Origin of the sequence: Aeromonas finlandensis, assembly GCF_000764645.1 — a bacterium.
GTDB lineage: Bacteria > Pseudomonadota > Gammaproteobacteria > Enterobacterales > Aeromonadaceae > Aeromonas > Aeromonas finlandensis.
In genome coordinates this window covers 155,464-176,666 of the sequence record NZ_JRGK01000286.1, presented here as the reverse complement: position 1 = coordinate 176,666, position 21,203 = coordinate 155,464, and the positions used below count along the sequence as shown (strand labels likewise).

The following is a 21,203-nucleotide window of genomic DNA, read 5'->3' as shown; positions in this document are numbered from 1 at the left end:
AGTCAGGGCTGCGCCGGATCCGGTGCGGCAAGGACGGGCTGATCCCTCATTTCGAGGGTATGGCCTGCCTGGCGATAGTGCTTGTAGCGCTCGCGGGCTTGCTGCTTTTGTGTTTCATCAGTGGGGACAAAATCTACCACTTGAGCGAAGTGTCCTGCAAACAAAGGTGTCGCAGTGGCCAGATTGATGAGGCGGGCGTAGCGCCGTTTCGGCGGCTGATAGCCGATCTCCACCGGGGCCATGCCACTCTCCCCTTGCACCTGGTGCGGCACGAAGCGCTCCGGCGGCAGCTGCCACAACAGCTCGTCGAGGCGCAGAGCCTGCGCTTCATCGTCGCACAACAGGTAGATATGGCCCGCGCCCCACGACTCGGCTGCAAGGGTGCAGGCCAGTCGCTCGACCGCAGAGGCCTGCGCGTCATCCTGTTCGCTCATCAGGTAAAAGGTCACTTGGCTCATCAGGTTGGTCCCGTTTTGCGGTGACGGACGATTGACCGCCGCAGCGGCTGACGGGGATTTTCCCGTCCGCAGCTCACTGATTCAAGAATGAAACAAGGAAGAGGCGGGCCTCTTCCTTGTGGTTCGGGGTAACGCCAACCCCGTTGATGCACGCATCCGACGGGGTGGAGGAGTTACTCTTTCTCTTCGATATCCACGCCAGCCCGGTTCAGCAGGAACTGGGTCAGCAGGGGCACCGGACGACCGGTGGAGCCTTTATCCTTGCCACTCTTCCAGGCGGTCCCGGCGATATCCAGGTGGGCCCAGTTGTACTTCTTGGTGAAGCGTGACAGGAAGGCTGCCGCGGTGATGGTTCCGGCCGGACGACCGCCGATGTTGGCCATGTCGGCAAACGGGCTGTCGATCTGCTCCTGATACTCGTCAAACAGCGGCAGACGCCAGGCGCGGTCACCCGCCTGCTCGGAGGCGTTGAGCAGCTCGTGGGCCAGCGGGTTGTGGTTGGCCAGCAGACCCGAGGTGTGGTGGCCCAGCGCGATGACGCAGGCACCGGTCAGGGTCGCCACGTCGATCACGGTTTCCGGATCGAAGCGGTCCACATAGGTGAGGGCATCACACAGCACCAGACGACCTTCCGCATCGGTGTTGAGCACTTCGATGGTCTGGCCGGACATGGAGGTGAGGATGTCACCCGGGCGATAGGCGTTGCCACCCGGCATGTTCTCGCAGCCTGCCAGCACGCCGATGACGTTGATCGGCAGTTGCAGCTGGGCCAACGCATGCATGGTACCGAGCACGGAGGCGGCGCCACCCATGTCGTACTTCATCTCGTCCATGCCATCGGCCGGCTTGATGGAGATGCCACCTGAGTCAAAGGTCAGACCCTTGCCGACCAGCACGATGGGCTTGGCATCCGGATGACCCTTGTATTCGATGATGGCCATCATGGCTTCGTTGTCGGAGCCGCGAGCCACCGCCAGATAGGAGTTCATGCCGAGTTCGGCCATCTCCTGCTCGCCCACCACCTTGGTGGTGATGTTGTCGAAGGCATCGGCCAGACGACGGGCCTGGGAGGCCAGATAGGCCGGGTTGCAGACGTTGGGCGGCATGTTCGCCACGTCGCGGCAGACCCGCACACCCTTGGCCACGGCCAGACCGTGAGCGATGGCTTTTTCACCAATGGTCAGTTCCCGACGCGTCGGCACGTTGAATACCAGCTTGCGCAGCGGGCGACGTGGCTCGGCCTTGTTGGTCTTGAACTGATCAAAGCTGTAGAGGCCCGCCTTGGTGGTTTCTACCGCCTGGCGCACCTTCCAATAGGTATCCCGACCCTTGACGTGCAGCTCGGTCAGGAAGCAGACCGCTTCCATTGAACCGGTTTCGTTCAGGGTGGTGATGGTCTTGTTGATGATCTGCTTGTACTGGCGTTCGTCGAGTTCCCGCTCCTTGCCGCATCCGACCAGCAGTACGCGCTCGCTGAGCACGCCCGGTACTTGATGCAGCAGCAGCATCTGGCCTGGTTTCCCTTCCAGGTCGCCACGGCGCAGCAGCGAACTGATATAGCCATCGCTGATCTTGTCCAGTTGTTCGGCAACCGGAGAGAGGCGACGAGGCTCAAATACGCCGACCACGACGCAGGCGCTACGTTGCTTCTCTGGACTGCCACTCTTTACACTGAACTCCATGGAATCTCCTACATCCTAAAGACAAAAGGCACCTTTTATTGAATAATGCGGTGCTTGTTGGGGTATCAGAGGCGGAGCGAACAGCCACAGGCTCCGCAGTTCAAACTGGTAAAAATCCAATATACGGCCCTATTTTTCAGGCATTCGACTAAAAACACAAGTTTACTTGGGAATGACTGTGATCGTTTTCCGATATTTGTTCAGGGAAACCCTGAAAACCCAGCTGGCAGTGTTATTCGTATTGCTGCTTATCTTTGTCAGCCAACAATTTATCAAGATCATCGGTGACGCCGCCGATGGCGAGGTGCCGACACGTCTGGTCTCCACCCTGCTGCTGCTCAACTTGCCCAATATGGCGCTGTTGATGCTGCCTATCAGTCTCTTTTTAGCCATTTTGTTTGCCCATGGTCGCCTCTACGCCGAAAGCGAGATGACGGTGATGCATGCGGTCGGCTTTAGCCACCGTTTCGTGATGCGCAGCGCCATGTTGCTGGCTTTGCTGACTGCTGCCGTAGCGGCGTTCAACACCGGTTGGATCGCCCCGCAGGCCAAGGAGCGTGAGTATCAGGTGATCGACGAGTTCAAGTCGGACCCGGGTATCTCCTTCCTGCAGGCGGGCCGCTTTATGGAGCTCGACAAGGGGCGTCTGGTTGCTTACATCCAGGATCTGAACGACAACGGCTCAAAATTACAGAAGATTTTCGTGTTGCAGCGGGCTGAGGGGAACAATCCTCCCTCCGTGGTGGTGGCGACCGAAGGGGTGGTGACGGTCGATGAGAACGGCCTGCAGTGGCTGACCCTGATGGATGGCTCCCGCTACGAGGGGAACTTCTCCGGCAAGCAGTTCCAGATCTCCGATTTTCGCGAGTATGGCCTGATCATCCGCCAGCAAGAGCTGGAGCGTTCCAACCGCAAGGCGGCGGCCAAGCCAACCATGGAGCTTTTTGGCACTCAGGACAATGCCATGATGGCAGAGTTGCAGTGGCGTATCTCGCTGCCCCTCTCCATTCCGGTGCTGACCCTGCTGGTGGTACCGCTGGCGCGGGTCAACCCCCGTCAGGGGCGTTATGCCAAGCTGCTGCCAGCCATCATGCTCTATCTCTCTTACTTCCTGCTGCTCAGCGCGGCACGCTCGGCCATCGACAGTGGCCGGTTGCCCTACTGGCCGGGGATGTTCCTGGTACCGCTCGTGTACCTGCTGTTTATCGGCCTGCCCCTCAATGTGCAGGGCTCCAGCTGGTGGAACGGGGTGAAGGGCAAATATTTTATAAGCAAATCAAAATGATGCTGCCACATAGGAACTATTGCTGATGTTTGGCATTCTCGATAGATATATCGGCCGGGTCATTTTCATGTCGATCCTGCTGTGTGAGATCACGCTGGTTGGCCTTGCGGCGCTCATCAAGTATGTGGAGCAGCTCAAGTCAGTCGGGGAGGGCAACTATGACATGGTCAATGCCCTCTACTATGTGCTGCTCTCCATGCCCAAGGAGGCGGTGCTGTTCTTCCCGCTGGCGGCGCTGCTGGGCGGCCTGATCGGTCTGGGCCAGTTGGCAACCAGCTCCGAACTGGTGGTGATGCAGGCGGCGGGCCGCTCCAAGATCAGTATCGTGATGGCGGCGCTCAAGACGGCGATCCCGCTGATGATCCTGGTGGGGATGATGGGGGAGTATGTGGCCCCCATCGCCAAGCGGATGGCGGATGATATCCGTGCCGGTGCCATCTCCGAGGGGCGGCTGACCGTCTCCGCCTACGGGGTGTGGGCTCGTGATGGCAATAACTTCGTCAATATCAACGGGGTGCGCAACGATGGCGCCCTCACCGGTATCACCCTCTATCGCTTCACTCCCGAGCGCAAGCTGATCGACGTGATACAGGCGCAGGAGGGGGTGTTTGAACAGCACCACTGGTTGCTCAAGCAGGCTCTGGTCACCCGTTTTGACGACCCGACGCAGATCCAGAGCGAACAGCTCGACAAAATTGAGTGGAGCTCGGAGCTGACGCCCAAGCAGCTGGGGGTGGTGAGCATAGATCCGGAGAACCTCTCGGTCTCCGGCTTGCGTGACTACATCGGTTATCTCGATGCCAACAAGCAGGAGGCCGGTCGCTACAAGCTGGAGATGTGGCGCAAACTGCTGTCACCGCTCTCGGTGGTGGCGATGATCCTGCTTGCCTCCTCCTTCATCTTCGGCCCGCTGCGCTCGGTGAGCATGGGGGCGCGAATGCTGATGGGGATCATGACCGGCTTCGCCGTCTATGTGAGTGATCGGGTGTTCGGCCCCATCAGTCTGGTCTATGCGGTACCGCCGATTCTGGCGGCCGTTGCGCCTAGCCTGTTGTTTGGCGGCATCTCCTTCTACATCCTCAGTCGCAAGCAGTAATCCGCACGAGGTTATGAGGGAATGCAAAGAGGGCACCGGTTGGTGCCCTCTTTCGTTGCTGCAATTGACCCGGAATTACTTGTTCAGCAGCTCCAGATTTTCCTGCTTGCTCAACACAATCACTTCGCACTCGGCCCAGATATCCTGAAACGCCCGCGGGCGCTTGCGGTTGAACAGGCACATCAGGTTGCCCAGACCAAAGGCGGCGGTGGCGAGGCGGATCAGCGCCTGAGTGACGCGGATATGACTGCCATCCTCGTTCTGAATGCGTAGCCGCCAGGCACGCATGCCGATGGTCTGGCCGGCGCGGGTCCAGAACCAGGTGTAGAAACCGCAGATGACGAAGGCGAGCCACAGGGTATAGATCAGGCTCAGGTGGTGGCGGGTGAGCAACCAGACGGTATCTTCGCCTGCCGGTACGCTGGCCATGCCGGTGACCAGCAGCAGCTTGGCGACACCCATGCCGATAAAGCCGGCGATGATGAGCAGCGAGGTCACCACCAGGGCATCATAGATCAGGGCGCCGAGGCGACGCAGCAGACCCGCTGACGGGTATGGCGGATTGGCGGGAGAGGGGGATTTTTGTTGGACTTTTTTAGGCTTGGCCATCGTTTTTATTCCATTAAGATGATGGCGGCATTCTATGTAACTGGCCCCGCATCGGCAAGGCGTTGAATAAATGAACAAACGGGAGTGTTCAATCGAAAAACACCTTGCATGGCATCGCGCCATTCGTATAATCCCTCGCAGTTGCCCGGGTGGCGAAATCGGTAGACGCAGCGGATTCAAAATCCGCCGGTGAATAACCGTGTCGGTTCGAGTCCGACCCCGGGCACCATATTACAGTTTCATGCCGTATCACGGCAGACCTGAAACCCGCATAGCTTAAGGCTCTGCGGGTTTTTTGTTATTTCCTGTCGTATCATATAGCCTCATGACATACCCCCATTGCCGGGGGTACATCTGGGGGTATCAGTCCAGATGGGGGTAAAAAGTACCCCCTCAGGCCACCAGCCCGCGCCGTTACAGGCCCGCCGAGTGTCCACTTTTTGTCCCCCAGCATGCGATAAGTACCCCCAAGCAGAGACGGGAGAACCCCCCATGCCGTTATCCGATACCGCAGCCAGGCAAGCCAAGTTCAGCGGCAAGCCTCAAAAGCTTTCCGATGAGAAGGGGCTGTTCCTGCTGGTCAACCAGTCTGGTAAATACTGGCGGCTCAAGTATCGCCATGGTGGCAAAGAGAAGGCACTTGCCCTGGGGGTCTATCCCGAGGTGTCACTGAAAGAGGCGAGAGCTAAGCGGGATGATGCCCGCCGCCTGATCGCCGATGGCGTTGATCCCGGTTTGGTGCGCAAGCAAAGCAAGGTTGCTAGTCGGCTGGCCAGCGAAAGCAGTTTCGAAGCATTGGCGCGGGAGTGGCACCAAAGCCAGCTTGCCCGTTGGAGCCAAGGCCACGCCACTCGGGTAATCGAATCCTTGGAGGTCGATGCCTTCCCCGATCTTGGGCTTGTTCCTGTTGCTGAACTGACCGCCCCCATGATGCTGGAGGCTCTGCGGAAAGTTGAGAAGCGCGGGGCAACCGAAACCGCTGGACGAGTGCTGCAGCGGATCAGTGCCATTATGCGTTACGCCATCCAGACAGGCCGAGCCAGCTACAACCCAGCCCAAGACCTGAAAGGGGCACTCAAAGCCGCCAAGAAAGAACACCGGCCGGCATTGCCCCGGGCGGAACTGCCAGAGTTCTACCGCCGTCTTGCTGTTGAGCCCCTGAACCCTGCTACTCGCCTTGCTTTCCATCTGCTGATGCTGACCATGACCCGCCCGGGCGAGGTGCGCTTTGCCCGCTGGGATGAATTCGACCTGGAGCGGGCCGAGTGGCGTATCCCTGCTGAGCGGATGAAGATGCGTTCAGAGCATATCGTCCCACTATCCCGGCAGGCGCTGGCTGTCCTTGATGAGCTTCACCAGCTCACCGGTCATTGTGAGCTGTTGTTTCCCAGTGAGCGCAACCTGACCAAGCCCATGAGTGAGAACACCCTGAGCTATGCGATGGGCCGGATGGGATATGCGGGCGTTGCTACTCCTCATGGGTTCCGGGCTCTGGCATCCACCACCTTAAACGAAGAAGGCTTTGATCCTGACGTTATCGAGCGCCAGCTGGCCCATGCTGAACGCAATAAGGTGCGGGCTGCCTATCACCGGGCCGAGTACCTGGATGACCGCCGCAAGCTGTTGCAGTGGCTTGCTGACTTCTACGAATCCCAACAAGGGGGCAATGTTCGCCCTGTGAATTTCAACCGAGCTGTATAACGACTTTGCCGGGCCTATCTCGACGGAGAGAAAAGCGGGGATCCTTGCCCACCTGGCCCGGCAATCAATTCAAGGCGCGTTAGAAGGTGACGCGAGCTATGACCAAAAAAACCAAGCCAGAAATCGACCCCCCAAAGCCATTACTCCCGCTCGAGTATTGCCGTCCAGAGCGAGCGGCTGACTTATTGGGATGTAATGTTGAGGATATATTCCACTGGGCCGCTATCGGGGCAATCCGTTTATATGTAATGGCCCAGAAGGCTGAAAGACCATCGCATATTTACGTGAAAAAGCACCAATATCTTACCTATTTGGGCCGGTCAAACCCGCTGAAATTCGGAGCTTCATTCGTTGCCGCTTCGCTTGACGAAGAGCTAGGCAATGATTGGTGTAACGGGAAGGCGACGATCTCAGGATTTTGGGCAATACGGCGGTTGCATTTTGAGCACTGGGAGATGGATGGGGTGCTAACAGCCCGTGATGGGGATATTTTCGAGCTATCTTCTGATTTTTCCGATAATTCATCCCCAGTATGGGCTGATGTGAGGTTTCCTAACATCGCGGATCATCTGTGGGTCCTGCGTGAGGACTTGGCGTTACTACAACGACACATCCACAGCGGGCAGCCGCTTCCTATAGGTGCCGATGCCAATGCGCAGAGTGCGTTGGCTGAAATAGCTGCGGCCGCTGCAGGAGAGTCTCAGCCACATCCAACCGCGGAATACCATGCTTCTACCAGAGAGCGCGTGCTTGTTGCAGCCCTTCATGCGCGCAGTAGATGGCCTGATGAATGCGTGACCTATGTTGCTTGGGCCAATGCTTTGTGGGATCACTCGAACGAACTGTTTGGGGGGAATGACGCTCCTCTATCACGGGAATCTATCCAGCGTTTATTGAGTGCGGCGGAGGGTAGAAACGAAGTTTATAAGCGTGGCTAAGCTGTGATGCTGGTGGGTCTACAGACTGTACGGTACCAGCACCTCCCGTGAGGTAACTTGTACCGTACATAGAGAACGCGCTTCCTCATGCTTCAATCGCTCTCGATAGGGTAATACACCACGGGAGCTAATAAGCCATGTCAAAACATCAATCTCATCAACCTCGAGTTCTGCCCGCAGAGGGTTATGTCCGAGCAAAAATCTTGGCCCCCATGCTGGGGATCGCCGAGGTGACTCTATGGCGCTGGGCCGCAGATGGCAAAATCCCGAAGCCGGTTAAGCTCGGGGCGCGTGTAACTGCCTGGCGGGCGGAGGATGTGCGCCGGTGGATGGATGCTCAAGGCCGGGCGGCATAAGGAGGCGATGATGAGCAAAAAAGGAAAGGCCGCACCGCAGAACGGCACGACCCTCAGTCAGCACTGGGATCTTACCACCAAGCCTGCCAGAGACGCTACCAAGCTCGAGCTGGTGTCCCTCCATCTGGTTGAGAATGGCACCGATGGGATCAGCTCACTGTCGGCTCTGGCTGGGCTACATGACCTCAATCCACGGAACTCGATCAGCGACCTGCGCCGCCATCACGGGATCACTATTCTCGATGAGTATTTCAGCCACCAGCATAGTGGCGATGGCGTGGCCCGCTTCAAGCGTTACTGGATCGCCGACCGTGCTCAGGCCAGAAAGCTGGTTGAACTGGTGAACCTCAAGCGCAGGCAGCGCGGGGCCCAGCCATTGAGCCAGGGGCATGTGTCCAGCTATATCGCACGCTTTCCATGTCCGACGAAGACGCCAGCATCTAACCACCAGCCCGCCGCGTAAGGGATAAACCATGAACATGAGAACCAATGGGCGCATAGCCCAGGGCGAAGCCTTGCCAAAATTCAGACAAGCAGGCTTGTTCGATGCAGTACGACACGGTACGATTCATCTCGCAGCGGCAAAATCCGTTGCCGAGATTGGCGTCTCGGAAAGAGTCTTGGAGCCGACCCACGCTCTTGCGTGGTTTTTTGTCGGCGCTCGTCCCTCATTTCTTGGGGTGCTGCTGGCCTACTTGGTTGGCAGTGCCTACCGTGTTATGGCGGCTCGAGCGAGGGCTCCGCAAGGAGCGCTGGATCCCAAGGTCTCCAGTTACGCCAACCTCGTTCGGGCTGTCACCAGAAGATTGGCGTCTCTCTGTGACAGCGACAATTTGCTGACCTTGGAGGCTGCCATCATGGCTACTGTCCCAACCCCTGTTACATCCAAAATCTTCACCTTCCTGATCGCCTCGAGCGCCTGCCGACTGGCAGACCTGCGCCGTATCCGCACCATTACCGCCGTTGCTGACACCGAAGCACAAGCCCGTACTGCTCTGGCTGGACTGCCTTTGGTATTCATGTCCCGCACTCCGACAGGGAGGGCCCAAGCATGAGAACGACCAAGCAGAAGGCGAGCCCCGAGTTTTTGGCCGAACTGGCAGACCTCTCCCTGCGCCGTGTGCGCCGCATAGTGAATGGCAAGCCGGTTATGGTGACACTGATCAGCCAGCCTGATGAGCACCCCCACCAGCCAACCAATAAGGGGGGCAAGGCATGATCTACTTCGCATGGGCCAGCGGTAGTGAGCAGCCCACCTTCACAGGCCCTATCAACCCACGCACCGGCAAGCGCTCACAAGTCGGCAGCCTGAGCGCATTCAGTTGGCGAACAGACCGAGATCGGTTTATTGCCCAAGCCAACGGCGCCGCAGTAGCCGTGACAGCCAAGCAAGCGCGGGAACTCAAAGCCGGATTGGATGAACGGGCTTTCAAAGAGCTGGTGGCCGTACTGACAGGGGGTGAACGATGACCTCGGCGATCAGGGGGGTCACAGGGCCTCGTTTTGTCTCTGATGTGGTCGCCGCGGCCTGTGGCCACTGGCCCGATCTGCTGGCTGCTGTAGGCATCGACATCCCGCGCCGTGGCAAGCATGGTCCATGTCCTGCCTGTGGAGGTAAGGACCGGTTCCGGCTGGATGACAAGGCTGGGCGTGGCACCTGGATTTGTAACCAGTGCGGGAATGGGGATGGGCTGGATCTGGTGGGTAAGGTGACCGGCAGGCAGCCCAAAGAGGCCGCCGAGCTGATCGCCCCGCTGGTGGGCTTATCGGATAGCGGTCTTGACCATGCCGCGCGTGAGCAGATCCACCAGCAACAACAGGCCAGGGCGGAGCAAGAGCACAAGCAGGCGGAGCAACAACGGCGCAAGGCCGCCCGAAGGGCCACCAGCATCTCGGCAGACATCAAGCAAGGGGTCAGCCCATATCTGGAACGTAAGGCGCTGTCAGGCTTGCCTATGCCGCTCACTCAGCGGGTCATCGCAGTGGGCGAACTGACATACCAACCCGGTTCGCTGGTGGTGCCCCTGTGGGATGAGGCGGGGGAGCTGGTTAACGTTCAGCTCATCAACACCGAGGGGGACAAGCGTTACCTGCCTGGCGGCCAGAAGGCCGGGGCTTTCCACCGTATCGATGGCGGTGAGCTGGTGGCCGTGGTGGAGGGATATGCCTCGGGGCGGTCTGTCCAGGCGGCAACTGGATCGACCGTCTATTGCGCCATGGACGCCGGTAACCTGCAGGCCGTGGCCCAGATTGCCCGCCGCCAGCACCCAGAGGCCCGGGTCCTGCTCTGTGGCGACAATGACGAAGGAACCGAGGGTAACCCCGGCAAGACCAAGGCCGAACAAGCAGCTGCAGCCGTAGGCGGGCTGGTGGCCTTGCCACCGGTTGCCGGTGACTGGAACGACTACCACCAAGCCCATGGGCTGACCAAGACACAAGAGGCCATCATGAGCGCCAGCACAGCACCAGCCACCAGCAATCAGATGAGCGAAAAGGGTCTGTCCATTGAGCAGAACCTTGGCGAAACCGCACCGCAGGCCCAAGGCGCCAGCCAGAAGGAAACGGCAGAGGTGATCCCGCTTCACGCCGAGCAGCAAGCCACCAGCACGGTGAGCGGGCAAAGGTTGCCGGAGGGGTTCGAGATCCGGGGTGATCGCCTCTGTGCGTTGATGATGGTTGGTCGGGGTGAGGATGCGCACCAGGAGTGGGTACCGATCTCCAGTCCGATCTGGGTACTGGCTGAAACCTCTGACGAGCAAGGCCGGGGTTATGGCCGCTTACTGCAGTGGCTGGATAGTGCTGGGCGATCTCGCCAGTGGGCAATGCCTGTCCGCTCCCTGGTACCGCGCAACGGTGACGAGGTATTTGCCGCACTCTTGGATGCGGGCTTGCCATTCATCGAACTGGGCCACAAGCGCAAGCTGAATGCCTACCTGATGAGCTGTCAGCCTGAGCGCCGGATCACCTGTGTGGAGCGTACCGGCTGGCATGGGCGGGCTTATGTACTGCCTCAAGGGTCAATAGGACCTGACGCCGATGGGGTGATCCTGCAAACAACTGGCTACGCAGCCAGCGACTTTACCGAACGCGGTATCTTGGCCGAGTGGCAACAGGGGGTTGCGGCACTGGCCGTGGGTAACTCCCGCCTGTGCTTTGCGCTGTCGCTCGCCTTCGCTGCCCCACTGCTGACTCTGGTAGGCATGGAGGGTGGTGGGTTCCACCTCAAGGGGGAGAGCACAGACGGCAAGACCACCATCATGAAGGCCGCGGCCAGTGTCTACGGCAACCCGGATCGCTACAGCCAGACATGGCGAGCAACCGGTAATGCCATCGAGGGGATCGCCAGCCGGCGCAATGATGCCTTGCTCTGCTTGGATGAGCTGGGAGAGCTGGACGGCAAAGAGGCTGGGCAAGTGGCCTACATGCTGGCGAACGGGCAAGGCAAAGGCCGTAGCAAGCAGGATGGGGAGTTGAGGGAGCGCAAAGCATGGCGCTTGCTGTTCCTCTCCACCGGGGAATTGAGCCTTGAAGATCACGCCGCCAGCGCAGGCCAGCGCACCCAGGCGGGGATGGAGGTGCGCACAATCCAGATCCCGAGCGACACCGGTCACCACGGGGCGTTTGAGTGGCTACATGGTATGGAGAGCGGGCGCACCTTCGCCGACACGCTCAAAGCCAACAGCGACAGCCAACACGGCAGCGCGTTTCGAACCTATGCCGAGGCATTGGCCGGGGATCTGGATGCGCACAGCGAGCGCCTGCGGGGCGAGATAAAGCGCCTGGCCGCCGAACTGACGCCGAAGGGGGCGGGCAATCAGGTAGGCCGCGCCATCAACCGGTTCGCGCTGGTGGCGGCTGCCGGTGAGCTGGCAACCCGGCTGGGGGTCACAGGCTGGCCCGATGGGGAGGCGCTGCGAGCGGTGCGGGTCTGCCTCAAGGCGTGGCTGGCAGAGCGTGGCCACCTTGGCAACAAGGAGGACGCTGCGACCTTGGAGCAGGTGCGCGGGTTCGTCACCGCCCACCAATACACCCGCTTTGCTGACTGGTTCGACACCAGCCACCGTCCGGCCAACATGGTTGGATACCGTAAGGCTGAGTCTGACGGAGTGAGCTTCTTTGTGCTGCCCCCGGGGTGGGCCGAGATCACCAAGGGACGAGATCCCAAGCGGGCGGCGCTCCTGTGTCTCGAGGCTGGCTATCTGCTGACAGGCAAGGACAAGAGGCGGCTCCAGCGCAAGGCAAGGCTACCCGGCATGAGTGGTTCGGTGTGGGCGTATCTGCTGACAGAGCGCGTACTGGCTGACGAGGCGGAGGGGTTGGAGGACGAGTAACGCCAGCCAGAAGAAAACAGAGGGCTGCCGAGTGTAGCCCTTTTACTTCCTGCCTCATGCGCGCGCGTAAGGAACAAAGCAAAAATGGTGGGAACAGTGGGAACAAGATTACCCAGTGAGCCTACAGGCCTTGTATATCAAGGGTTAGAGCTGTTCCCACCTAGCCCTCTATATGGTGGGAACAAGGTGGGAACAGTGGGAACAAAAAGGCCCCGTGTTGAGGTTGTTCCCACCTGTTCCCACTACCTTATGGCCTTGGTGGGAACATGGAAACCCAGTCATGGCGCGGGTTAGCGGGCATTGTTCCCTCGTTCCCACCGTTCCCACCACTTTTTTGAAGCTATAGAGCGTGAGCCGGCGATCAACATCACAGTTTTCAGGCAACAGGGGGTTGCATTGAGATTGAGCAACGAACAACGAGAGCAGGTGATTGAACTGCGCCGCCATCATTCACTTCGTGAGGTGTCTTCTCTGGCTGGCCTCCCTCTGGGAACGGTGAAAGCCATCATCAGCCGCTCTGGGCTGTTCACTGACAACCCAACGCACCGGGCCATGTTCACATTGCCTCCCATAGAGCGCAGCGGGGAGACATTGCCAGCGGTTCAAGAGCTGCCACCCCAGCAGGTTGTTACAGGGGACAGGGAGATCGATGCCCTGCTTTGGTTGCGCCAGGTGATAGAGACCGGGGATCCCGCCCGAATTGAACAAGCCAGAGAAGCAGCAGGGCGGATCACTACCCCACCGGATGAGCTGGAGAAGCGTTACGGCAACTGGCTGGTGGCCAGAGGGGGAAACATCATGGCAGGCCTTGGCAGTATCGGGTTTGCCGATCTGGATGGGCTGGCCGAGAAGTCTATTACCCGGCGAGCCAGAGGGGCCGAGGCCATCGGACGATTCGGGGATGCGTTGTGGAAAGATACACCGGCAGAGGCGTTCTGCCTGGAAGCGCTCCGCGGGCTGGAGTTGGTCAAATGTGAGTATCCGCCAGTGCTGGTGGCTGGGCGGTTCAAAGCTCTGCCGGAGTTGATGCCGCACACCCTGAGTGATTGCCTGCATGAGCTGGCCTACTGGGACGATCTATACCGGTTGCGCCGTGCCTGCGATGCCAGCGGTTATTACGAGAGCAGAATGGAGGCATGGGCCAGAGAAGCATTTGTGTTTGGCTTGCTGGCTGAACTTCGACCACGCAGCCGGGAGGAGTCTCTGGCAACCCTTCGATACCTGATGGGTTGCGAGCGTAAAGGGTGGCCAGAGGCAGACCGGATCTTGGAAAACTTGATCAGGTGACCCATTGCCAGCTGGTGGCTGCCACCACTGGAAATCCCCCAAGAGGAGGGGACGACACCTCAAAGCCATGATAACGGCACGATTTGAAACAGTGTCCATCGGTGCCAAGCACATGTCCGAAACATTTCTGCATGGAATCGAGGTCAATCCTGCCGGCAGGTAAGCCTGCCAGCTCATCCATTCAATACGGTGAGATCATGGAAAACAAACTTCCTGAATATCTGAAGATCAACGATGACGGCAGCGCTGATATCACCCTGTCACGCCCAGCGAGCATTGGCGGTACCAAAGTGTCTGTGCTGCGCATGCGCGAGCCGACTGTGGGTGATCAAGAGATCACAGCACAGATGACTGGCAACGATGCAACCCGCGAGATCACTGCCTTTGCCAACCTGTGCGGTCTGGCGCCGGACGATATCCGCAAGCTGCCGTTGCGCGACTATGGCCGTCTGCAGCGGACTTACACTGTTTTTCTCGACTAACACCTGAACACATCCGCCAAGGGGTGTTAGCACTGGCCTTGCACACGGGCTGGTCACTGGCAGAGATCAGCGCCCTGCGCACGTCACGGTTTATCTGGTGGATAAAGGGGCTGCCCAAAGACGATGGCTAATAAAAAACTCTCGGCAACTATCACCATCGGCGGCGCGGTTGCCTCCAGTCTCAAATCTGCATTTGGTTCGGTAAGGGGCGGTGTCAACGAGGTTGGCTCCGCTATTCGCAATGCCGAACGGCAGCAAAAGCTCCTTTCTCGGTCAATCCAGACATTCGGCAAGCAAGGCCGCAATGTGGATGGGTTGCGTCAAAAATACGTGGCTATCACCAGCCAGATTGACCGGTTGCGCGAGGCGCATCAGCGTCTTAACCAGGTACGGCGTCAGCAGCAGGAAAACGGGGCCAATCGCCGTGAGCTCGGCGGGAAGATAGCCAATACAGCTACCGCAGGTGCTGCGATCGCACTGCCATCTTTCGCCATGTTCAAGCAATCATCGCAGTTCAGCTATGACCTGATGATGATTGGCCTGACTGCCGAAATGACCAAGAAGGAGATTGGCGCGCTCGGCGGCACAATGGTCACCCTCTCAGACCAAACCGGTGTCAGCCAGGAGAACATGAAGAACGCCTTCGGCTTTCTGGTTGCCGCTGGCCAGGGTGTTGGTGAAGCGCAAGAAAACCTGAAATCCATTGGAAAAACGGCAAAGGCGACCGGGTCAGATATTGAGGATGTGGCAAGAGCCTCATTCACCATGGGTGACGCGCTCAAGGTGAAGCCAGATTCCATGCTGCAAGCGCTAGACATGCTGGTGACAGCAGGCAAAGAAGGTAAGTTTGAATTCAAGGCGATGGCCGCCGAGCTGCCGGGGCTTGGCTCCTCATTCCAAGCCTTGCAGATGACCGGCACTGAAGCTGTTGCCACCATGGGCTCTGCGCTGCAGATCGCCATCAAGGGCGCAAAATCAGAGTCAGAAGCCGCCAACAACATGTCCAACTTCCTCGCCAAATTGATGACAGAGGAAACTGCCAAGAAAGCGGCAAAGATGGGCGGTAATATATCCAAGGTGATCCGGGATGCCCAGGCGGCCGGAGCTAACCCCATCGAGGCCGCTATTGCCGAGATCAGCCGCATCACCAAGGGTGGCGATCAGGAGCTGATAACCAAGCTGTTCGGCGACATGCAGGTGCAAAACTTTATCCGCCCCATGCTGCAGAACCTCGAAGAGTACCAAAAGATCAAGCAGAAGGTGCTTGCCTCCCAAGGCGTTGTGGAGCGTGACTGGGCAACCGTCATGGCCAGCAGCAAGGAAAAGACAGAGCGGCTATCAAATTCGGTGTGGGGCCTGACCGAGGCTATAGGTGGCGCTCTTGATCCAATTGTTGGGAAGCTCGCCGACACATTAATGCCGGTGGTTACGGCTACCCGAGACTTTGTAAAGGCAAACCCCAAGCTGGTGGGCGGGGTGATCGCTTCCGCTGCAGCGTTCACCACCCTGAGACTTGCCGTGCTCGGCACTAAATTCGCCTTCACATTCCTTCGCGGAGGGTTGCTGGGTGGGGCTGGGGTGATGGAGAAGATGAGAGCCGGCGCCCTGCTTGCAGGTCGGGCCCTCCCATTCGTAGCAACTGGCATCCGTGGCATCGGCCTTGCCTTTGTATCGACAGGGATCGGCGCCTTGCTCGCAGGCGTGGCCCTTGCCGGTCTTGCCATCTATCAGCACTGGGATGGTGTTTCAGCTTTCATGGGGGGAGTATTCGACGGCATCAAAGTCGGACTGGAACCAGCCATCACCGCATGGAAGGGACTTGGCGAGGCGCTTGGCATTACTGACAAGGTGACCGCGCTATGGGAAGGGTTCAAAAAACTGCTGGAGCCGGTCACCTACACCAAAGATGAGCTGGGCAAGGCCAGTGCGGCAGGAAAGAATTTCGGCGTAGTGCTCGGTAAGGCGATTGACTCGCTATACACCCCAATCAGATGGCTGATCGAGAGCATTACGTGGGTGATTAACAACATGCCGAGCTCTATCGGATCAACGCTTGGCTTTGCCAGCGACACATCAGGTCTGGCATCACCAAGACCCAATGATCTTGTGCCAGCGTTGCCATCTCTCCCGGCGATCGCCTCTGCCAGAGGTGGTGGAAAAGGCAGACCGTATTACGACCAAAGTCAGATAACTATTCACATAGCCCCGCGCCGCGGTGAAAGCGATCAGGCATTTGCCAAGCGGCTGGCCGCCGAACTTGAAGCGCAAAAGGGTGTTCGTCAGCGCAGCATGATGACGGAAGGAATGATACCTCAATAATCGGCCCTTCCCTTGGCCCCAGTGGGATGCTGCGGCCAGGGGCCTTCCTATTGGGGGCTCCTTGTTTTCACATAGAATACTTGTATGAAGGAACTCGGTGTTTCATACAAGGAGTCTGCGAGCTCTGCCGCCATCAATGACACCTGACAATCAAAAAGCATGTTTTTCGCCTCTAAATACCGAGGTCTTTCATACAAGATAGGTGGAACTCCTCAGCGCATTTGCGGATACCCCGCGTGATGTGTGACATATGCCCCACCTACGCTGTTGCTTGCCGGTAGTCACCTTCTCGGTGTGGAAACTCGGCGCCAAACTCGGCAAGCCTACCCGCGAACCCTTATCGGTAGCAGGGTATAAACCTGCGCTTAATCCGCAAGGTCTACCACCCAGCCCCACAAGAACTGAAGTTTCCACCAACCCTCCACAATAACCTGAGCGCAAGCCGTTATTAAGCATTTCAGGTAAAGAAGTGCCGGACCAGAAGAAAGCCGATGACGATGCTTCAATTGCGCTGATGTCCAAGCGCTTCAAAAAGGTGGCGGAAGTTATTGGTACTGAGAAGGCAGTCGCTGTGCTCAACGCCCGTTCCGCATCACGCCAGGATCCCCGTTTCGGGGAAGCAATCTTCCCTGTTTGGGGGAATGTCTCCCCGTTTTGGGGAATGTGTCTTGCCGAGACTTTGCTGGTGGGCTGTCTCTCCACTCACCCACACTGTCTTCCGCCGGAGCAGTGGGGGTAGGTTTAGTCAGTGAGCGAGCCTACAACGCGCAGCAAGCTGGGCGGGTGAATTCATGGCCTACCACATAATTTTCGGCTGGGTCCTTCCTCGGGGGGGCACCCCTGCGGGGGCATTGACCGCGCGATCTTTGATATCTGCGTGTGCGCTGGAAGTGGAATTTATGTTTATATCTGCCACTCGAGATCGAGTCCCTATCAGGGATTGAGACGGACTGAGTTATAAAGTATTGCCATGGCCATCATGATCTGTGGTGGCTCCAATACGGGTTATGTTTTTGGTATGGGGGTTATATGGCAAAAAATGTTCAGGTGCCTGCGTTGATCCGCCGTTGCGACATTGAGCAACTGCTCGGTGGGATCGGCAGAACCACCTTTTATCGCCGCCGGCAGGAATGGGCGGCACAGGGAACCCCGTTCCCAGAGTCTCTCAACTGGATGGCAAAAGGTGGGGCTCTTTGGCGCCGGCATGAGGTGATCGCTTTTCTCGTTGAAAGAGGGCTCATGCTGCCGGAACCGAATAACGAGGAATGAGAGAGGATGTGGGGGCTTCTAGGTCACCCACTGCAGCGAAAGCCCGCATCCTGAAATTTATTTGGGCGTTATTTGTGTCATAGCATATCACCCCAGTGCGTACAGTTTGGGGGTATTTTTGGGGGTATAAACGAAATTTCCACCATTGCAGGCCCTTTAAAAACAATGACTTGCCTGCTTAATTCGATAGAGACCCCGGCACCATCAAATTCATGACAAAAGGCCATCAGCAATGATGGCCTTTTGTTTTTTTGGCGTTCCTGCGCATTGGTGCGTTGCTGCTGAGCAGGCAGTACTTCCCGTTACCTCTTGGTATCCCTTCTCTTTTCCCGCTCTCCGTTATTTCATTTCCTTGATATAGCCGCTGACGGCATCACCGCCAGCGGTCTGTTTCTATTGCGGTTTTCTTTCATTTCCTTGCTACGCAGTAGCATGGTCGCGCGCTATCCCAGCAGGGCAAACAGCAGGGTGCCGAGGCTGCCAGCGAGTGTCAGCGCGATGATGGCTCTGGGTGTGCCGTGCAGCTTGGTCCACATAAACAGGCTGGTGAGGGCCAGCAGCAGCAGGGCCAGGGCGGCGATATCGCCAAACAGCTGCCAGCCGAGGCCGGTGCCCATGCCGCGGTGCAGCCGGTTGAGGCTGGCGGCAAAGTTGGCTTGCTGCAGGTCGGTACGTACCAGCAAGGTACCCTCGACATAGCTGGCGGCCACGCTCTGGCTGAGGGTAACGCCGCGCATTTCCCACATGGCGGGCAGGATGAGCGGGCCGTTCGGGGTGGGCAGGGTCTGGGCCGGGGTGATCATGGTTCGCCCGTCGGCAAAGGTATCGGGATAGCGCTGTTGCAGCAGGCTTTTCAGCTGCTCCGGGCTGGCGAGTGGCCCCTCCAGCACTATCTCTTCACTCGATTTGTCGGTGTGGGGGCCGGGGATGGGCAACACGGCACGGTGTTGCAGCCAGAGACCGGTGATGCCGTACATCAGCATCAGGGCGAGGGTAAAAAAACCGGCCCAAGCATGGAGGCGGCGTACCCATTTGTTGTTGTGAAGGGGAACTCTTCTGCGTTTCATCGTGGTTGCTTCATAAAAAACTGGCCAGCAAGGGCTGGCCAGTCGGGGTGGTTGTCACAGAGTTCAGAAACGGTAGGTACCGGTCAGGCTCAGCTGACGGGGTGTACCCGGCATGATCTGGTTGGCACTGGTGGCGCTGACGAAGTACTCGTGGTCAGTCAGATTCTCAGCGCTCAGCTCGGCTTCCCACTGTTGCCAGCGATAACCGGCGCGCGCATCGAAGCGGGCGTAACCGGGCAGTGTGGTGGTGTTGGCGTTGTCGGCAAAGCGATCGCCCACCGCCGTCACGCCGGTTTCACCGAACCAGCCCTGCTCACCACTCTTGTAGCCGAGATAGAACTGGCCATTCTGGCGGGAGACGTTCATCGGGCGCTTGCCCTGCAGATCCGCATCCGCCTTGACCTGCTCCGCATCCTGAATGGCAAAGCCGCCACGCAGATAGATCTCGTCGGTCAGCTCGGCACGGGCGCTCAGTTCGACCCCTTCGGTACGCTGCAGGCCGGTGAGGATCACCTTGGTGGGATCCAGCGGATCCTTGGTGCGCTTGTTGTACATCTCCAGTCGATAGAGGGAGAGAGTGGTCGCCAGCTTGCCGTTCAGCCAGTCACTCTTCACCCCCCCCTCGTAGAGGCGGGTGTGCTGGGGTTCCAGCCCGTTGTTCTTGTCGCCCGGGGTGATGCCGATCAGCTCGCCGCCCACCGGGGTGAAGGTCTTGCTGTAGGAGGTGTAGAAGGCGTGATCCTCGAGGGGATTCCACACCAGACCGAGGCGCGGGCTCAGGCTGTTGACCGAGACGCTCTCCTCCTTGTTGAGGTCGTAGCGGCGACTGGTGACGGTGAAGTCGTCACGGCGCAGCCCGCCAACCAGATGCCAGTCACCCAGGCTGAGCTGATCCTGCAGATAGAGGCCATTGCCGCGCACCTTGTGTTTGGCGTCGCTGGAGAGCTTCATGGCGCCATTGTAGGTGGGCAGTGAGCCCGGATCGTAGAGGTTGCCGGACGGGATGGCGGTGGCGTTCTGGTAGAGCTTGGGTGTGCGCTCCTGCCAGTTCTGCTCGAAGCCGACCAGCAGGCGATGTTCCACCGGGCCGGTTTGGAACAGACCTTCGGCCTCGGTGTTGCTGATCAGGTTCTTCGCTTTCAGATCCTGCTGCCAGCGGGAGCGGGTCACCTGATCCCCTTTGACGCTGGTGACATAGGTGTTGTCAAACTGGCTGTCGAGGGTGGAGTAACCGAGCTGCTGGCGCAGCTGCCACTGGTCGTTGATATCCCAGGAGAGGCGGGAGCGGGTGGATTGTGCCACGTCATCGATGAAGTCGCGGCTGGTGTCGCTGTAGACATACTCCCGCGGCACATCGGCCGGACGGCCATTGACCCCGGGAATGCCGCGATCCGGGGTGCGGTCATGTTCGTTGCGCTCGTACTGCACCAGCCAGTTGAGGTTGTCGCTGATCTCCCAGTTGGCGGAGGGGGCCAGCAGGGTGCGCTTGCTCTTCACGCCGTTGCGGAAGCTATCTTTGTCCTCTTGCGCCATGTTGAGGCGCAGCTGTACCTGTTCGCTTGCCTCGCCATTGAGGTCGGCGGCCAGTCGCTGGCTGTCAAAACTGCCGACCCGGGCGGTAACGCTGGACTCCTCTCCTTTCTGCGGCTTCTTGCTGACCCGGTTGACGATGCCCCCCGTGCTGCCGCGGCCGTAGAGCACGGCTGCCGGGCCCTTGAGCACTTCCACCCGCTCGATGTTGCCGAGATCCCGGGTGTACTGCATGTCGTCGCGGAACCCGTCGAGATAGAAGTCATTGCTGGCGCTGAAGCCGCGGATATTGACCCCGTCGAAGCGGGTATCACCGCTGGCGTTGACCCCGGGAATGCCGCTCAGGGCTTCACTCAGCGTCGGTTGGCCGAAGGCGGTCAGCTCGCTGACCTTGACGCTGTCGATGGTCTGGGGAACCAGCTTGGCCGGCGTATTGGTACGGGTGGCGGTGGCGACTTCCTGATGCTGGGAGCGTTTGCCAACCACTGTCATGGTTTCATCGGCGGCCTGGGCGGTGAAGCCGGTGCCCAGCAGTGCCAGCGAGACCAGCGTTCTGCGAAAGTGAGGGTGCTGCATATTCAATATTGACTCTTTGGATGTCGACCTGACGGCTCGATCATATTGATTTAATTGTAATTAGCCTGCCCCGCCTGAACGGGATGCCAATGATATTGATTTTCATTCAGCTGGCAAGGTGAAAATAGAGGATACGTGTGGGTGTGGTGTTCTGCGGTTGGAAGAGCGCGGCAGAAACGCAGCTCCCCTGCAACAAACAGCGAGAGGAAAAAGGGCG

Annotated in this window: 19 protein-coding genes and 1 tRNA gene; 15 read left to right on the top strand and 5 right to left on the bottom strand. The window is 58.7% G+C overall.

Annotation, left to right across the window (positions count from 1 at the left end):
- Positions 1 to 2 precede the first annotated feature (2 nt).
- Both LD28_RS0117795 and pepA read right to left on the bottom strand, forming a co-directional pair.
- Complete coding sequence (locus LD28_RS0117795; protein ID WP_033138249.1) at positions 3 to 458, bottom strand: DNA polymerase III subunit chi; 456 nt, start codon at positions 456 to 458, stop codon at positions 3 to 5.
- Between the two features lie 173 nt (positions 459 to 631).
- Positions 632 to 2,140 (bottom strand): leucyl aminopeptidase, encoded by a 1,509-nt coding sequence (gene pepA / locus LD28_RS0117790; protein ID WP_033138248.1) that lies wholly within the window; start codon positions 2,138 to 2,140, stop codon positions 632 to 634.
- Positions 2,141 to 2,312: 172 nt separating this feature from the next.
- Here pepA and lptF point away from each other — a divergent pair, with 172 nt between their 5' ends.
- Together lptF and lptG are read left to right on the top strand one after the other, a co-directional pair.
- On the top strand, positions 2,313 to 3,425 hold the full coding sequence (gene lptF, locus LD28_RS0117785) for an LPS export ABC transporter permease LptF (RefSeq protein ID WP_033138247.1): 1,113 nt from the start codon (positions 2,313 to 2,315) through the stop codon (positions 3,423 to 3,425).
- A gap of 25 nt (positions 3,426 to 3,450) precedes the next feature.
- Positions 3,451 to 4,521 carry an LPS export ABC transporter permease LptG gene (gene lptG, locus LD28_RS0117780; RefSeq protein ID WP_033138246.1) on the top strand — a complete coding sequence of 357 codons (1,071 nt, stop codon included), beginning with the start codon at positions 3,451 to 3,453 and terminating at the stop codon, positions 4,519 to 4,521.
- A 75-nt stretch (positions 4,522 to 4,596) separates the two neighbouring features.
- Here the strand turns inward: lptG and LD28_RS0117775 are convergent, their stop codons facing one another.
- A complete protein-coding gene (locus tag LD28_RS0117775) occupies positions 4,597 to 5,130 on the bottom strand; it encodes an RDD family protein (RefSeq protein ID WP_033138245.1) in 534 nt (177 codons plus the stop codon).
- A 143-nt stretch (positions 5,131 to 5,273) separates the two neighbouring features.
- On the opposite strand from LD28_RS0117775, the gene LD28_RS0117770 reads away from it, so the two are divergent.
- The 13 genes from LD28_RS0117770 (at position 5,274) to LD28_RS0117710 (ending at position 17,813) form a co-directional block, all read left to right on the top strand.
- Positions 5,274 to 5,359, top strand: a tRNA-Leu gene (locus tag LD28_RS0117770).
- Positions 5,360 to 5,622: 263 nt separating this feature from the next.
- On the top strand, positions 5,623 to 6,831 hold the full coding sequence (locus tag LD28_RS0117765; protein WP_033138244.1) for a tyrosine-type recombinase/integrase: 1,209 nt from the start codon (positions 5,623 to 5,625) through the stop codon (positions 6,829 to 6,831).
- A gap of 98 nt (positions 6,832 to 6,929) precedes the next feature.
- The gene (locus LD28_RS0117760) at positions 6,930 to 7,769 is read left to right on the top strand and encodes a hypothetical protein (protein WP_033138243.1); all 840 of its coding nucleotides are present in this window, start codon (positions 6,930 to 6,932) and stop codon (positions 7,767 to 7,769) included.
- 137 nt (positions 7,770 to 7,906) lie between these two features.
- A complete protein-coding gene (locus tag LD28_RS0117755) occupies positions 7,907 to 8,125 on the top strand; it encodes a helix-turn-helix transcriptional regulator (RefSeq protein ID WP_033138242.1) in 219 nt (72 codons plus the stop codon).
- A 7-nt stretch (positions 8,126 to 8,132) separates the two neighbouring features.
- Complete coding sequence (locus tag LD28_RS0117750) at positions 8,133 to 8,588, top strand: hypothetical protein (RefSeq protein WP_156120287.1); 456 nt, start codon at positions 8,133 to 8,135, stop codon at positions 8,586 to 8,588.
- Between the two features lie 10 nt (positions 8,589 to 8,598).
- Positions 8,599 to 9,180 (top strand): ash family protein, encoded by a 582-nt coding sequence (locus LD28_RS0117745; RefSeq protein WP_033138240.1) that lies wholly within the window; start codon positions 8,599 to 8,601, stop codon positions 9,178 to 9,180.
- Positions 9,177 to 9,344: a hypothetical protein gene (locus LD28_RS23175; RefSeq protein WP_156120286.1), complete on the top strand. Its 168-nt coding sequence runs from the start codon at positions 9,177 to 9,179 to the stop codon at positions 9,342 to 9,344. The genes LD28_RS0117745 and LD28_RS23175 overlap by 4 nt, the downstream gene beginning before the upstream one ends.
- Positions 9,341 to 9,595, top strand: a complete 255-nt coding sequence (locus LD28_RS0117740) for a hypothetical protein (protein ID WP_033138239.1) — start codon at positions 9,341 to 9,343, stop codon at positions 9,593 to 9,595. The genes LD28_RS23175 and LD28_RS0117740 overlap by 4 nt, the downstream gene beginning before the upstream one ends.
- Positions 9,592 to 12,456: a DUF927 domain-containing protein gene (locus LD28_RS0117735; protein ID WP_033138238.1), complete on the top strand. Its 2,865-nt coding sequence runs from the start codon at positions 9,592 to 9,594 to the stop codon at positions 12,454 to 12,456. Before LD28_RS0117740 ends, LD28_RS0117735 begins: the two co-directional genes overlap by 4 nt.
- Before the next feature lie 591 nt (positions 12,457 to 13,047).
- The gene (locus tag LD28_RS0117730) at positions 13,048 to 13,743 is read left to right on the top strand and encodes a hypothetical protein (protein WP_241462312.1); all 696 of its coding nucleotides are present in this window, start codon (positions 13,048 to 13,050) and stop codon (positions 13,741 to 13,743) included.
- A 197-nt stretch (positions 13,744 to 13,940) separates the two neighbouring features.
- Complete coding sequence (locus LD28_RS0117725) at positions 13,941 to 14,225, top strand: phage tail assembly protein (RefSeq protein WP_050514363.1); 285 nt, start codon at positions 13,941 to 13,943, stop codon at positions 14,223 to 14,225.
- 123 nt (positions 14,226 to 14,348) lie between these two features.
- Entirely contained in the window at positions 14,349 to 16,544 is a 2,196-nt protein-coding gene (locus tag LD28_RS22000) for a phage tail tape measure protein (protein WP_050514362.1), read from the top strand.
- Positions 16,545 to 17,573: 1,029 nt separating this feature from the next.
- Entirely contained in the window at positions 17,574 to 17,813 is a 240-nt protein-coding gene (locus LD28_RS0117710; protein ID WP_033138236.1) for a hypothetical protein, read from the top strand.
- A gap of 443 nt (positions 17,814 to 18,256) precedes the next feature.
- Here LD28_RS0117710 and LD28_RS0117705 read toward each other — a convergent pair whose 3' ends face one another.
- The gene (locus LD28_RS0117705; protein ID WP_338151473.1) at positions 18,257 to 18,922 is read right to left on the bottom strand and encodes a PepSY-associated TM helix domain-containing protein; all 666 of its coding nucleotides are present in this window, start codon (positions 18,920 to 18,922) and stop codon (positions 18,257 to 18,259) included.
- 21 nt (positions 18,923 to 18,943) lie between these two features.
- Complete coding sequence (locus LD28_RS0117700) at positions 18,944 to 20,986, bottom strand: TonB-dependent receptor (RefSeq protein WP_033138269.1); 2,043 nt, start codon at positions 20,984 to 20,986, stop codon at positions 18,944 to 18,946.
- Positions 20,987 to 21,203 lie beyond the last annotated feature (217 nt).

Excerpts from the sequence above, each read along its gene's own strand:
- LD28_RS0117795 (WP_033138249.1), bottom strand. The coding sequence starts at position 458 with ATGAGCCAAGTGACCTTTTACCTGATGAGCGAACAGGATGACGCGCAG.
- pepA (WP_033138248.1), bottom strand. The coding sequence starts at position 2,140 with ATGGAGTTCAGTGTAAAGAGTGGCAGTCCAGAGAAGCAACGTAGCGCC.
- lptF (WP_033138247.1), top strand. The coding sequence starts at position 2,313 with ATGACTGTGATCGTTTTCCGATATTTGTTCAGGGAAACCCTGAAAACC.
- lptG (WP_033138246.1), top strand. The coding sequence starts at position 3,451 with ATGTTTGGCATTCTCGATAGATATATCGGCCGGGTCATTTTCATGTCG.
- LD28_RS0117775 (WP_033138245.1), bottom strand. The coding sequence starts at position 5,130 with ATGGCCAAGCCTAAAAAAGTCCAACAAAAATCCCCCTCTCCCGCCAAT.
- LD28_RS0117765 (WP_033138244.1), top strand. The coding sequence starts at position 5,623 with ATGCCGTTATCCGATACCGCAGCCAGGCAAGCCAAGTTCAGCGGCAAG.
- LD28_RS0117760 (WP_033138243.1), top strand. The coding sequence starts at position 6,930 with ATGACCAAAAAAACCAAGCCAGAAATCGACCCCCCAAAGCCATTACTC.
- LD28_RS0117755 (WP_033138242.1), top strand. The coding sequence starts at position 7,907 with ATGTCAAAACATCAATCTCATCAACCTCGAGTTCTGCCCGCAGAGGGT.
- LD28_RS0117750 (WP_156120287.1), top strand. The coding sequence starts at position 8,133 with ATGATGAGCAAAAAAGGAAAGGCCGCACCGCAGAACGGCACGACCCTC.
- LD28_RS0117745 (WP_033138240.1), top strand. The coding sequence starts at position 8,599 with ATGAACATGAGAACCAATGGGCGCATAGCCCAGGGCGAAGCCTTGCCA.
- LD28_RS23175 (WP_156120286.1), top strand. The coding sequence starts at position 9,177 with ATGAGAACGACCAAGCAGAAGGCGAGCCCCGAGTTTTTGGCCGAACTG.
- LD28_RS0117740 (WP_033138239.1), top strand. The coding sequence starts at position 9,341 with ATGATCTACTTCGCATGGGCCAGCGGTAGTGAGCAGCCCACCTTCACA.
- LD28_RS0117735 (WP_033138238.1), top strand. The coding sequence starts at position 9,592 with ATGACCTCGGCGATCAGGGGGGTCACAGGGCCTCGTTTTGTCTCTGAT.
- LD28_RS0117725 (WP_050514363.1), top strand. The coding sequence starts at position 13,941 with ATGGAAAACAAACTTCCTGAATATCTGAAGATCAACGATGACGGCAGC.
- LD28_RS22000 (WP_050514362.1), top strand. The coding sequence starts at position 14,349 with ATGGCTAATAAAAAACTCTCGGCAACTATCACCATCGGCGGCGCGGTT.
- LD28_RS0117710 (WP_033138236.1), top strand. The coding sequence starts at position 17,574 with ATGGCAAAAAATGTTCAGGTGCCTGCGTTGATCCGCCGTTGCGACATT.
- LD28_RS0117700 (WP_033138269.1), bottom strand. The coding sequence starts at position 20,986 with ATGCAGCACCCTCACTTTCGCAGAACGCTGGTCTCGCTGGCACTGCTG.